General features: G+C 39.4%; 14 protein-coding genes. 5 read left to right on the top strand and 9 right to left on the bottom strand.

The features are described from left to right. Positions 1-45: 45 nt before the first annotated feature. From pyc to QUF91_RS05650, 3 genes are read right to left on the bottom strand one after another with little or no spacing between them, the layout of a single operon-like run. On the bottom strand, positions 46-3,480 hold the full coding sequence (gene pyc / locus QUF91_RS05660) for a pyruvate carboxylase (RefSeq protein WP_289417116.1): 3,435 nt from the start codon (positions 3,478-3,480) through the stop codon (positions 46-48). Positions 3,481-3,492: 12 nt separating this feature from the next. Continuing rightward, the gene (locus tag QUF91_RS05655; protein ID WP_289417115.1) at positions 3,493-4,674 is read right to left on the bottom strand and encodes an FtsW/RodA/SpoVE family cell cycle protein; all 1,182 of its coding nucleotides are present in this window, start codon (positions 4,672-4,674) and stop codon (positions 3,493-3,495) included. Positions 4,675-4,734: 60 nt separating this feature from the next. Then, entirely contained in the window at positions 4,735-5,016 is a 282-nt protein-coding gene (locus QUF91_RS05650) for an Fpa/YlaN family protein (RefSeq protein ID WP_285396049.1), read from the bottom strand. 182 nt (positions 5,017-5,198) lie between these two features. Between QUF91_RS05650 and QUF91_RS05645 the strand changes: the two genes are divergently transcribed. Genes QUF91_RS05645 through QUF91_RS05635 form a run of 3 tightly spaced genes read left to right on the top strand, consistent with a single transcriptional unit; the run spans position 5,199 to position 6,090 of the window. Then, positions 5,199-5,699 (top strand): molybdopterin-binding protein, encoded by a 501-nt coding sequence (locus QUF91_RS05645; protein WP_285396050.1) that lies wholly within the window; start codon positions 5,199-5,201, stop codon positions 5,697-5,699. Between the two features lie 11 nt (positions 5,700-5,710). Further along, the gene (locus QUF91_RS05640) at positions 5,711-5,914 is read left to right on the top strand and encodes a YlaI family protein (protein WP_285396051.1); all 204 of its coding nucleotides are present in this window, start codon (positions 5,711-5,713) and stop codon (positions 5,912-5,914) included. Between the two features lie 29 nt (positions 5,915-5,943). Next, positions 5,944-6,090: a hypothetical protein gene (locus QUF91_RS05635; protein ID WP_289417114.1), complete on the top strand. Its 147-nt coding sequence runs from the start codon at positions 5,944-5,946 to the stop codon at positions 6,088-6,090. 39 nt (positions 6,091-6,129) lie between these two features. Here QUF91_RS05635 and QUF91_RS05630 read toward each other — a convergent pair whose 3' ends face one another. From QUF91_RS05630 to QUF91_RS05620, 3 genes are read right to left on the bottom strand one after another with little or no spacing between them, the layout of a single operon-like run. Further along, entirely contained in the window at positions 6,130-6,924 is a 795-nt protein-coding gene (locus QUF91_RS05630; RefSeq protein WP_285396052.1) for an ABC transporter permease, read from the bottom strand. Further along, positions 6,917-7,684, bottom strand: coding sequence for an ABC transporter ATP-binding protein (locus QUF91_RS05625; protein WP_285396053.1), 768 nt, complete (start codon positions 7,682-7,684; stop codon positions 6,917-6,919). Before QUF91_RS05625 ends, QUF91_RS05630 begins: the two co-directional genes overlap by 8 nt. A 1-nt stretch (position 7,685) precedes the next feature. Next, positions 7,686-8,678 carry an ABC transporter substrate-binding protein gene (locus tag QUF91_RS05620; RefSeq protein WP_289417113.1) on the bottom strand — a complete coding sequence of 331 codons (993 nt, stop codon included), beginning with the start codon at positions 8,676-8,678 and terminating at the stop codon, positions 7,686-7,688. 460 nt (positions 8,679-9,138) lie between these two features. Here QUF91_RS05620 and QUF91_RS05615 point away from each other — a divergent pair, with 460 nt between their 5' ends. Continuing rightward, complete coding sequence (locus tag QUF91_RS05615; RefSeq protein WP_289417112.1) at positions 9,139-9,927, top strand: hypothetical protein; 789 nt, start codon at positions 9,139-9,141, stop codon at positions 9,925-9,927. Positions 9,928-10,021: 94 nt separating this feature from the next. Here QUF91_RS05615 and QUF91_RS05610 read toward each other — a convergent pair whose 3' ends face one another. Together QUF91_RS05610 and typA are read right to left on the bottom strand one after the other, a co-directional pair. Further along, a complete protein-coding gene (locus QUF91_RS05610) occupies positions 10,022-10,420 on the bottom strand; it encodes a YlaH-like family protein (protein WP_285396058.1) in 399 nt (132 codons plus the stop codon). A 30-nt stretch (positions 10,421-10,450) separates the two neighbouring features. After that, positions 10,451-12,295: a translational GTPase TypA gene (gene typA, locus QUF91_RS05605; protein ID WP_285396059.1), complete on the bottom strand. Its 1,845-nt coding sequence runs from the start codon at positions 12,293-12,295 to the stop codon at positions 10,451-10,453. Positions 12,296-12,435: 140 nt separating this feature from the next. Here typA and QUF91_RS05600 point away from each other — a divergent pair, with 140 nt between their 5' ends. Beyond that, positions 12,436-12,621, top strand: a complete 186-nt coding sequence (locus QUF91_RS05600; RefSeq protein WP_068983295.1) for a DUF5325 family protein — start codon at positions 12,436-12,438, stop codon at positions 12,619-12,621. Between the two features lie 42 nt (positions 12,622-12,663). Here QUF91_RS05600 and QUF91_RS05595 read toward each other — a convergent pair whose 3' ends face one another. After that, a complete protein-coding gene (locus tag QUF91_RS05595; protein WP_289417111.1) occupies positions 12,664-13,458 on the bottom strand; it encodes an inositol monophosphatase family protein in 795 nt (264 codons plus the stop codon). Positions 13,459-13,476: the final 18 nt, after the last annotated feature.

Here is a 13,476-nt window from a genome sequence, read left to right as displayed (position 1 = left end):
TTAGTATGCTATAAAAGCCATCTAATAACCTTTTTTTCTGTTCAATTATTCAATTTCAATTAACAAATCACCTGTTGAAATGGCGTCGCCTGCACTTGCGTATACTTCTTTCACGATCCCATCTTTCGGTGCTTGGACAGTTGTTTCCATTTTCATCGCTTCAGTAATTAACAAATGGTCTCCACGTTTAACAGAGCTCCCTTTTGATACGACTACCTTTAAAATCGTACCTGGCATTGTTGCGCCAATTTGATTTGGATTGCTCGGATCTGCCTTTAATGCTAAACTACCATCCACTTCGACAGTCATATCCTGAATTACCAACTCACGGGATTGACCATTCAACTCAAAGTAAATCACACGTGTTCCATCATGCTGTGGCTCACCGATCGAAACGAGTTTAACAATCAGTGTTTTACCTTTTTCGATTTCAACTTCGATTTCTTCTCCTAGCTTTAGTCCATATAGGAATGTTGGTGTATCTAATACCGAAATATTGCCGAAAGAGTCCACTGTTTTCGCATACTCTTCAAACACTTTCGGGTACAAAGCATACGCCAGCACATCACGCTTCGTCACGGGACGATTTAATTTTTCCTCCAATACCGCCTCTAGTTGCTCAAAATTCACAGGCTCCAGTAATTCACCAGGACGTACAGCTATTGCTTCACGGTCCTTTAATACAACCTTTTGAAGCACCTCAGGGAAGCCACCATGCGGTTGTCCTAAATAACCTTGGAAGAACTCAATCACAGAATCTGGGAAATCAATAGTTTGCCCTCTTGTCAGTACAGAGTTTTCATCTAAATCATTCTGCACCATAAATAACGCCATATCCCCTACCACTTTCGAAGACGGTGTTACTTTGACAATATCGCCAAATAGAAGGTTAACACGGGAATACATGTGCTTCACTTCCTCCCATCTATCCCCAAGGCCCACCGCTTTGGCTTGCTGCTGTAAGTTACTATATTGACCACCAGGCATCTCATGGACATAAATTTCGGAATGTGGGCTAATCATGCCACTTTCAAAATCCTTATAATACTTACGCACATCTTCCCAGTAGTACGATAATTTTTCAAGCGCTTCTATGTCTGCACGAACCTCACGCTTACTGCCCTTCATTGCATAATACAAAGAATTTGCACTTGGCTGTGACGTTAAGCCCGCCATCGAGCCGAGCGCCGTATCAATGATATCCACCCCTGCCTCAATCGCCTTGGCATATAAATAAATACCATTGCCACTTGTATCATGCGTATGCAGATGGATTGGCAGACTTGTCGTCTCTTTTAACTCGGAAATTAAACGATATGCTGCTTCCGGCTTCAATAATCCAGCCATATCTTTTATCGCTAAAATATGGGCACCTGCTGCCTCCAGCTCTTTCGCCATTTCCTTATAGTATTGGACTGAATATTTTGCCCTCGTATCATCTAAAATATCTCCAGTGTAACAGATGGCAGCTTCAGCAATTTTACCAGACTGACGTGCAGCATCAATCGCTACTTCCATGCCTTTAATCCAGTTCAAGCTATCGAAAATACGGAACACATCAATGCCTGATGCCGCCGATTCAGCGATAAACTCACGAATTAAATTGTCAGGGTAGTTCGTGTAACCGACAGCATTCGCACCACGTAGTAACATTTGGAATAGCACATTTGGTACTTGTTCACGCAGCTTGGCAAGACGCTCCCACGGGTCTTCTTTTAAGAAACGGTACGCCACATCAAACGTCGCGCCACCCCACATTTCGAGTGAGAAGAAATCGTGCATCATGCGCGCTGTTGCGTCTGCAATTTCAAACATATCCCGTGAACGCACACGTGTCGCAAGCAGTGATTGGTGCGCATCTCGGAAAGTTGTATCCGTTAACAGCACATCCTCCTGCGCCAAAATCCATTTCACAAGCCCCTCTGCTCCTTGGGTATCTAAAATTTGCTTAGTACCTGTTGGCGGGACAATCAATTTATCAACTTTCGTAATGTTAGGCTGCACAAAAATCGGTTTTGATTTCTTTTCTACGCCTGGGAAACCATTGAGTGTCACATTACCGATATAGCTTAATAACTTTGTCCCACGATCCTTGCGCACAGGGAAATTAAATAATTCAGGCGTTGTATCAATAAAGCTTGTATCAAAGGCACCCGTTAAAAATTTCCCATGCGTTACGACATTATTTAAAAATGGGATATTCGTTTTTACTCCTCGAATACGGAACTCTTTTAAATTGCGGTCCATTTTCGCTGCAGCTTCTTTAAACGTCATCCCTGATGTTGAAATTTTCACTAGTAAGGAATCATAGTACGGTGTCACTACAGCCCCTTGGAAGCCATTCCCTGCATCTAAACGTACACCAAAGCCACCGCTGGAACGGTATACCATTAGCTTCCCTGTGTCTGGCATAAAGTCATTGGAAGGGTCTTCTGTTGTGACTCGCGCTTGAATCGCATAACCAATCATTGGGATATCCGCCTGCTGTGGAATATGGATTTCCTCTCCATGCAAACCATAGCCTGCCGCTACCTTAATTTGAGCATGCACGATATCCACACCTGTAATCATTTCTGTAATTGTATGCTCTACTTGAATACGAGGATTTACCTCGATAAAATAAAAATCTTCACCTGCAACTAAAAATTCTACTGTCCCTGCATTTATGTACGAGACATTTTTCATTAGTTGAACAGCTGCATCACAAATTCGGTTTCTTAAATTTTCCGATATTGAATTAGATGGAGCAATCTCAACAACCTTTTGATGGCGACGTTGAATCGAGCAATCACGCTCATATAGATGTACGATATTGCCCAGTTGATCGCCAACAATTTGGACTTCGATATGCTTTGGTTGTAAAATACATTTTTCTACATAGACATCGTCCGACCCAAAGGCTGCTTTCGCCTCTGATTTGGCACGTTCATATGCGGACGTCACTTCTTCCTTCGTGTGCACCACGCGCATACCACGCCCACCACCACCTAAAGAGGCCTTAATCATGAGTGGGTATCCATATTGCTCACCAAATGTCAGTACTTCATCCACTGAAGCAACCGGGCCATCTGTGCCTGGAATCACTGGAATATTTGCACGGACAGCTTGTTCACGCGCCTTTACCTTATCCCCAAACATATCTAAGTGCTGAGAAGTTGGTCCAATAAAGATAATGCCCTCTTCTTCACAACGACGTGCAAATTCCACGTTTTCCGATAAAAAACCATAACCCGGATGTATTGCATCTACTCCAGCATCTTTGGCAATCGCAATAATGCCCTCAATATCTAAATAGGCATCAATTGGTTTCTTGCCAGCCCCTACTAAATAGGCCTCATCTGCTTTAAAGCGATGAAATGCCCCACTATCCTCCCGCGAATAAATGGCCACAGTTTGGATATGCAGTTCCGTACATGCACGGAAAATACGAATTGCAATTTCTCCCCGATTGGCTACAAGAATCTTATTAATTGATTCCATAGATATCCCCCTTTATGATTGTGATTTTTTTCTCTCTATCTTTTCAAACATAGAAACATTGATCAATATTCCCATGGCTATAGATAGAATTATTATAGATGTCCCGCCATAGCTAATAAAAGGTAGCGTTACACCAGTTAACGGGATTAACCCAGTTACACCCCCAAGGTTAATAAACGTTTGCCAGCCAATCCAGCTCGCAATACCAGCCGCAATCATACGTGCTAGTGGATCTTTTGTACGCAATGCAATTGAAAATCCTTTATATACAATAAATCCTAGACCACCTAAGACGATTATCACACCCCAAATACCTAGTTCTTCCATTATAATCGCCATAATAAAATCGGTTTGTGGTTCAGGTAAATACCCCAATTTTTGAACAGATTGACCGAGACCTCTTCCATCTAAACCGCCTCCGCCAATTGCATAATAACTATTTACTACTTGGTGCCCCATATCATTTTCATATTCAAACGGATTAAAATAAGATAGAATTCGGCCTTTACGGTTACCCTGTAACAGTTCACCTTTAAATAACCATAGTAAACCAAGGATGGCCGTGCCAAATGCCCCTAATACCCCGAAAAACTTCCAAAACGTTTTAAAAGGAATACCACTTGCCGCTACAACAGATACGGCAATACCACAAAGAATAATAACAGCTCCTAAATCGGTTTCAAAAGCTACGCAAGCAACAACAAGAATCCAGAGGAATATTGGATAAAAAATTTCTGTTGGTTGTAGCTTCTCAAAGGTATATTTTTGTCCTTTCCGATAAAAAGCCGCGGAAAAATATAAAATTATAAATAGTTTAGCATATTCGGAAGGCTGAAAATTCCCCAGACCTGGAATACGTATCCAACTCTGAGATCCTACATCTTCTGCACCATGACCGGCTACTTTTAACCAAGTAAATAGCACGGCAAGAACGACGGTAAGAAACAGCATAATATTCTTATTGGCATAATGCTTGTACGGGAAAAATGCAGCCGCTAAAAACCCAAAGGAAGCTACAATTAAATTAGTAACCTGTTTTTGATAAAAATAATCGGGTGCTGCCCCCTTTTGTACGATGGCTACCATCATACTTGAACTATAAATCATCACTAAACCAAATAAGCTTAATAATAGGACTGTTATAAATAATGGGTAATCAAAATTTCGTGCATAACGTTTTAAGTATTGTTTCATAGGAAAACCTCGTTCTAGAAAAAAAACTCAAATCGCAAATCGCGTTTGAGTTTTTTCTTTTTATTTGTCTGTATACGCGTCATGTAGTACAGAAAGTTCTTTCTCGAGTGAATCGAGAATTTCTTTGCCTTTTTCGCGTTCAATGAGTCCAAGCTTCACAGCAAAGTCAATTTCACGTGAAAGGCCGAACATTTGTGTATCTAATACTTCTTCATATAAAGGGCATTGTGGCATTGTTAAATGCTCCATCTGTACTCGAATAAGGCGAGCGATTTTGTCTGCATCAGCAACTAAAAGCTCCAAAGCCTTCTCTTGAAAAGAAGTTTGTGATTTCGTATCCATGAGGACGCCCCCATTATCTGATATTTCTTCGATTCTATCTTAATAAAGTTTATCTTCTAGTCGTTAAAAATGCAAGTGTCTTCATTGGAAAATAAAGAAATCAAATTATATTTCTTTATTATCTCTAGCCATTAGCGTTATACTATTTCATGGATATACAAGATTTGAGGAGGATTTCTACTATGGAAACAATAATTCCTATTAAGGGAGCAGTTACATTCCAATTAACATTAGATCCCACTGTTTGGATTTTCGATGATCGTAAATTAGATTTAAAAACGTACTTCATCTCACAACAAGCTGAAGAAGATTCAGATATTAAATATATGCGTGAGGTAGGTGCACACTGGTCACGTGAGATTATGGAAGGAGCTACATTCCCACCAACATTAAAATCAGAACGAAAATTTGACCGCAAAGGGATGGAAACTGGTACTTTCGGAATCGAATTATGTCACTTCTTGAAAAATGCTGAAATCAGACCTGAAGCGACAACAATCGTCATTGAATGCGAAGGTGGTAAAGAATGTCCATTTACAATCGAAGAAGCTCATACATTAATTTTACAATACAGCCAAGATGGTAAGCCTTTACTAGAAGGTGGCCCTGTCCATGTATTATTTAGAGACGGTTCAAATGTAGACAACCCTATCAAAAATGTATTAGCTATTCGTGCCGAGTAGGAGGGAATGCAATGCGCGTAAAATGTGTCATTTGCGATACAATTAACAATTTAGATGATAATTTACCGTTAGCAAAAAAATTACGCAATCGACCAATTCATACGTATATGTGTGAAACATGTCATGATCGTATTAAAGAAAATACTATTACACGCGTCGAAACTGGGAATTTCCGTTTTTATCGTACTTCACCACAAATGGATAAAGAATTTTAACTGATCAGCCAAAGGAGGTGACTCATTATTTGAGTCACCTCCTTTATCGTTCAGGCTACTCGCCAAGATTTATCGGAACAAAATCTCATTTTATCGGAACAATTTTAGCTTTTATCGGAATATTATCTCGATTTATCGGAACAATTTCAGCTTTTATCGGAATATTATCAACATGAAGGAGGTGACTCATTATTCGAGACACCTCCTTTAACCATTTAACCATTATTTTTTACTAACATCTTCTCAATCAATTCGACAACCTGATACATAATTGTCGCAAAAAATGCGATGATGAGAAGTGACATGAGCACAAGATTAAAGTTAAACACTTGGAAACCATAAATAATTAGATAACCTAGTCCTTTCGAGGAGACTAAAAATTCGCCAACAATGACACCTACCCAAGATAAACCTACATTTACCTTCAGAGTAGAAATGATTGTTGGAAAAGAAGCTGGCAAAATGACTTCTTTAAATATTTGCCATCTCGTCGCACCAAAAGTTTGTAATACTTTACTAAAGTTTGGATCTACTCCTTTAAAAGCTGTATAAACTACGATGGTCGTAATAATAATTGAAATCAACGCCCCCATCGCAATAATTGAAAAGTAACCAGGACCAAGGGCAACTATTAAAATTGGGCCTAAAGCAACTTTTGGCATAGCGTTTAAAATAACTAAATATGGATCAAGTACCTTTGATATCATCGGTGACCACCACAATACTATTGCTATTAATGTACCGAGGAGTGTTCCGGCAATAAAACCAATAATCGTTTCCATTAAAGTAACACCAACGTGAAGTGTTAAAGAACCGTCACTCACTTTTTCTACTAATGTGTGCCATACATGCGTTGGTGAACTAAAAATTAAACGATCAATCCATCCAAACCTTGAAAGTAACTCCCAACCTCCAAAAAATGCGAGTAAAATAATAAGTTGATATAATCGAACAAAACGTTTTTCTTTTTTAAGCATTTGCTGATACTGTTTATATAATGTGTTATCCAAGACTCTCCAGCTCCTTCCAAATAATTTGGAATACATCTGAATATGCTGGATGCTGTCGAACATCAAAAGGTGATAGCTTTCGTAAAGCCTCAGGTATTTCAAATACTCTATGCAATGTACCTGGATTTGCTGAGAATAGAAATACCCGTTCACTCATCGCAATTGCTTCACCAATATCATGTGTCACAAGAATCGCTGTTTTTTGATAGGACTTTAAAGTTTCAACAACCAAGTCCTCAAGCTTTAATTTAGACTGATAATCAAGTGCCGAAAACGGCTCATCTAGCAGTAAAATTTTAGGGTTTACCGCTAAAGTTCTTGCAAGCGCCACTCGTTGACGCATACCACCAGATAACTCTTTCGGATAATTGTTCCCTACATGCGGTAAACCTATTTCTTGCAAAAGTCCATTTGCAGTCACTTTATGTGTCTTATTACTTCGCTCCATGATTTTCAAACCAATTGTGACATTTTCCTCAATGGTTTTCCAAGGAAATAAATAATCTTGTTGAAGCATGTAGCCAATGAGAGACTGATTATGTGCTGAAATCTCCTCACCATCAATGTATACCTTGCCTTCAGTAGACGAAAATAAACCCGCAATAATTGATAATAACGTTGTTTTCCCACATCCACTCGGCCCTATAAAAGATACAAACTCACCTTCACGAATATCTAAATTGATATCACGTAAAACTTCCTTCGCCTGCGTACTTGAAAAATAGCTATGGTGAATATTTTCTAGTTTTAAAAATTCCATATTACTCAGCAGCCTTTTTAGCAAAGGTTGTATTCACAAGCTTTTCATAATCCACCCGTTGAGGAAGTTCACCCGCTTCCTCCATGATCGTTTGTAAATTATCCCATTCCTCCTTCTCCAAAATAGGATCTGTCGCATAGGAACCTTGTGATTTATAACGCTCTACCACAGTTTCAATTAAGGCAACATCTACGTTTTCAAAGTATGGCTGAATAATTTTTGCTATTTCGGCCGCACTCTCTTTTTGCACAAAATCCTGCGCTCGTTTCAATGCATTTGTAAAACCTTGCACTGTCTTCGCTTCGTCCTTCAAATAGCTGCTTTTCGCCATAAACGATGTATAAGGTAAATGTCCAGATTCAGTGCCAAATGAAGCAACAATATAGCCTTTACCCTCTTTCTCAAAAATACTCGCCGTTGGTTCAAATAGTTGCACAAAGTCCCCTGTTCCAGAAGCAAAAGCTGTAGAAATATTAGCAAAATCAATATTTTGAATGAGTGTTAAATCACTCGCAGGATCAATGCCATGCTTTTTCAGTACAAACTCTCCTGCCATTTGTGGCATTCCACCCTTACGTTGCCCTAAAAATGTAGTGCCTTTTAATTGATCCCATGAAAAATTATCCATCTTTTCTCGCGCAACTAAAAATGTGCCATCTGTTTGTGTTAACTGTGCAAAATTTTGAATCGGATCATTGGGGCCTTGAAGCGTTACATATACAGAAGTTTCCGACCCAACTAAAGCAATATTAATGCCATCAGAAAGTAATGCCGTCATGGTCTTATCGCCACCTGCAATAGTCTGTAGCTCAACAGAAAGCCCTTCATCCTCGAAGTACCCTTTTTCAAGCGCTACATACTGCGGCGCATAGAAAATCGAGCGCGTCACCTCTCCAACTTTGACCTTTTCAAGCTTCGTTTTATTACACGCTGTCAAAGAAAGGAGTAACAAAGCAATAACACTAAATAATAAACCTTTTTTAAGCCAACGCATTTCATTTCCTCCTCGATTGATGAAAATAAGCCTATCGACATTAACTTATTCATATCGGAAGATTTCGGTGCCTATCTTTTAAATTTGTTCTACCACAAGTGTTGGGTTGATGCTGTATCCGTCGCTTTGATTGTTCTTTCCGTCGCTTTGGCTTTTCTATCCGTCACTTCCGATTCTTTCCGTCGCTTTGGCTATTCTATCCGTCACTTCGATTGTGCTTTCCGTCGCTTTGGCTCTTCTTTCCGTCACTTCGACTATTCTTTCCGTCACTTCAATGGCTTTCCGTCGCTTTGGCTTTTCTATCCGTCACTTCGATTGTGCTTTCCGTCGCTTCGGCTCTTCTTTCCGTCACTTTGGCCATTCTATCCGTCACTTCGACTATTCTTTCCGTTGCTCCGATTGCTATCCGTCACTTTGGCTTTTCTATCCGTCGCTTTGGCTCTTCTTTCCGTCACTTCGATTGTTCTTTCCGTCGCTTTGGCCATTCTATCCGTCACTTCGATTCTTTCCGTCACTTTTGCCATTCTATCCGTCACTTCGACTATTCTTTCCGTCGCTCCGATTGCTATCCGTCACTTTGGCTTTTCTATCCGTCGCTTCGGCTCTTCTTTCCGTCACTTTGGCCATTCTATCCGTCACTTCGATTCTTTCCGTCGCTTTGGCTCTTCTTTCCGTCACTTCGATTGTTCTTTCCGTCGCTTTGGCCATTCTATCCGTCACTTCGATTCTTTCCGTCACTTTTGCCATTCTTTCCGTCGCTTCGATTGTTCTTTCCGTCGCTTCGGCTCTTCTTTCCGTCACTTCGACTGCTATCCGTCGCTTTGGCTTTTCTATCCGTCGCTTTGATTGTTCTTTCCGTCGCTTCGGCTTTTCTATCCGTCACTTCGACTATTCTTTCCGTCACTTCGACTCTTCTTTCCGTCGCTTCGATGGCTATCCGTCGCTTTGGCCATTCTATCCGTCACTTCGATTGTTCTTTCCGTCACTTTGGCCATTCTATCCGTCACTTCGATTCTTTCCGTCAATTTTGCCATTCTTTCCGTCGCTTCAACTCTTCTTTCCGTCGCTTCGGCTCTTCTTTCCGTCACTTCGATTGCTATCCGTCGCTTTGACTTTTCTATCCGTCACTTCAGCTGTTCTTTCCGTCACTTCAACTCTTCTATCCGTCGCTTTGGTTTTTCTATCCGTCGCTTCGATTCTTTCTGTCACTTTGCCTCTTCTTCCCGTCACTTTTACTAGCACAATTTGAAGCTTGTCGAAACATTGATCTCCTTCTTTTTAAAAAAAAGAAAACAGTCTTAGCTCTTCATCGCTAAGACTGTTTCTATTAAGGTAAAGTTATTTTACTGATTAGCAGCTTGTTGCTCTTCTCTTTTTTCGCGCCATAAACGTGTTTTATAGACGATTAAAATTAATGCCGCTACAATAAGACCTTCAACCATCGGAAGATATAACGCAAAAAATGTTAATAAAGTACACCCTAAAAACAGGAAAGTATAAATAACAATATTTTGTGATAGTTTTAATTTCTTTGCAAAGCCTAGTTTATAAACAAGTGCAGAGAGCAAAAACACTAGAGCAAACAGAACATAACCTGCCATTTCTTTGCTAGGTAAGTTTTCATATAAAAAACGCGTAATCCCTGCCATTTTTTCATAGGCATCTGCTGTTTCCTCTGCATTTGTCTGTGCAGCAACTTGAATAAAATTCAGTTCACCCAATAAAGCGGACTTAATAGACAAGACTCCTCTTCCTTTCGTGGAAGCAAAAAATTATTTTTCAGCGTTTTTTAATTTTTTCGCTGCTTTCTCACGTTCGTTTTTGTCTAGAATTTGTTTACGAAGGCGAATAGATTCTGGCGTGATTTCTAGGTACTCATCATCAGTTAAAAATTCTAATGCTTCTTCTAGAGTTAATAAACGCGGCTTTTTAATTACGTTTGTCGCATCTTTTGTCGCAGAACGAACATTCGTTTTTTGCTTCATTTTTGTAATGTTTACAGTGATATCATTATCACGTGTATTTTCACCAACAATCATACCTTCATAAATTTCAGTACCTGGTTCTACAAATAGTGTACCACGGTCCTCTACTTGCATCATACCATAAGTTGTCGATTTACCAGTTTCCATTGACACAAGCACACCTTGGTGACGACCACCAATACGACCTGGAATATATGGTTGGTAGCAATCGAAAGTATGGTTGATGATACCGAAACCTTTAGTCATTGACATGAATTCAGTTGTGTAACCAATTAAACCACGTGCAGGCACTAAGAATGTTAAACGAACTTGGCCATTGCCATTGTTAACCATATCCAACATTTCACCTTTACGAGTACCGATTGATTCGATAATTGATCCAACATTTTCTTCTGGAACATCAATTTGTACACGTTCAAATGGCTCACATTTTACTCCATCAATTTCACGGATGATTACTTGTGGTTTTGATACTTGTAGCTCAAAGCCTTCACGACGCATATTTTCAATAAGGATAGATAGGTGAAGCTCACCGCGTCCAGAAACAGTCCAAGCATCTGGAGAATCTGTATCTTCAACGCGTAAAGAAACGTCCGTTTGAAGTTGTGAACGTAAGCGTTCTTCTACTTTACGTGCTGTTACAAATTTACCTTCGCGACCTGCGAATGGTGAATTGTTTACTAAGAAAGTCATTTGCAAAGTCGGTTCATCAATGCGTAACGGTGTTAAAGCTTCTTGGTGTTCTACAGGACATACAGTTTCACCAACGTTGATGTCTTCCATACCTGAAACGGCAATTAAATCACCAGCTTTTGCTGATTGAATTTCTTCACGTTTTAAGCCAAAGAAGCCAAAGATTTTAGTAACACGGAATTGTTTGACTGTGCCATCTAATTTCATAAGTGCTACTTGTTGACCAACTTCGATTGTACCGCGGAATACACGACCGATACCGATACGGCCAACATAGTCATTATAATCAAGTAAAGCTACTTGGAATTGTAATGGGTCTGCTGAATTATCAACAGGTGCTGGAATAGATTCGATTACTTTCTCAAATAGACATTGCATGTTTTCTTCTTGTTTCGCTGGATCTGCATCAAGTGAAGCAGTTCCATTTACTCCTGAAGCATAAACTACAGGGAAGTCTAATTGATCATCATCTGCACCTAGCTCAATGAATAATTCTAATACTTCATCTACTACTTCTAGTGGACGAGCTGAGTCTTTATCTACTTTATTAACAACCACAATTGGTGTAAGTTTTTGTTCTAACGCTTTTTTTAGTACGAAGCGTGTCTGCGGCATACAACCTTCATACGCATCGACAACTAGTAAAACACCATCTACCATTTTTAAAATACGTTCTACCTCACCACCAAAGTCGGCGTGTCCAGGCGTATCAAGGATGTTGATACGAGTTCCGTTATAGTTGACTGCAGTATTTTTAGCTAAAATTGTAATACCACGTTCGCGTTCGATATCGTTAGAGTCCATTGCACGTTCTTCAACATGTTCGTTTGAACGGAATGTACCTGATTGTTTTAATAATTGGTCGACTAAGGTAGTTTTACCATGGTCAACGTGGGCGATAATTGCGATATTGCGAAGATCTTGACGTAAGTTTGTCATTATTCCACTCCATATTCTTTTTTCGAATGTTTAACTGTGATATTATAGCACAAGAAGGATAGAAATGTCCTTATTAGAATTTACATCATTCTAAAAAAATATATTTGAATTACAAATTTTTCATATTAGGAGGCTCGGCTATGAATCGTGCAAAATTCGTAATGGGCATTTTCGCATTAGCAGCTGTTTTAGCAATGTGTTCTATTGGCTATTCTGTAGCAGCTGGTAGTGGTTTTGGTATTATAGCAGGCATTGTGGCTACTTGTGTCATTTTTATGACAGCCTTTAAATTAAAACGTAAACTGCGTGAGCAAGGATTACTTTAATAAGTAAGAAGGAGCCTGTCTAAAAAATAGACGGCTCCTTTTTTATTCATAAGGCACAATATATTTTTCTAACAGCTCTTTGTGAATAGAAGGATTGGCAATGATAAAAGTATCCTGATGTAGAAAATCAAAGCCTTCCCCATGTAAATTAGTGGTGATGGCACCAACTTCCTTAGCAATAATGGTACCTCCTGCAATATCCCATGGTGATAGTCGCATCGATACATAAGCATCTAGTTTACCACTAACAACAAACGCTATTTCCATTGCTGCTGAACCATACGACCTTGTACCACGTACTTTCCGAATCATTTCAATTACTTTTTCATGGTGAATATGGCGATTTGGGGCTACCCAGTGTGCGTTTATACCAATGACCGATTCCTCTATTTTGACTGATTGCAATTTACGCAATGGTGAGTCATTGTACCATGCCCCTTCGCCTGCAATTGCATAAAATAAATCTTCACGCATTACATCAAATATGTAACCTAGCTTACCTACCCCATTAATAAAAATACCGATAGAAATCATAAAATGTCGATGTTGTTTAACAAAATTCATCGTGCCGTCTATTGGATCAATAATCCATACAACACCTTCTAACGACTCTACTTTTTCTCCCATTCCCTCTTCCCCTAAAATTTTGTGAGTTGGATCCAAAGCGCGTATTTTTTCAATAAAGAATAATTCAGTTTCACGGTCAATATTTGTGACAAGGTCATTTGCATCTGATTTTGTCTCGATAACTAGATTGTACGAAAAAGCATCTCGAATACGCCTTCCCGCTTCAAATATAATACTTTTCGCAAATTGATCAATTTGTTGTAAATCCATAAAAACCCACCCTTCAAA

This window comes from Lysinibacillus sp. G4S2, from assembly GCF_030348505.1.
In the GTDB taxonomy this organism is placed as follows: Bacteria; Bacillota; Bacilli; order Bacillales_A; family Planococcaceae; genus Lysinibacillus.
Note: the sequence above shows the minus strand (reverse complement) of the source record. Positions and strands in the feature narration are given on the sequence as shown.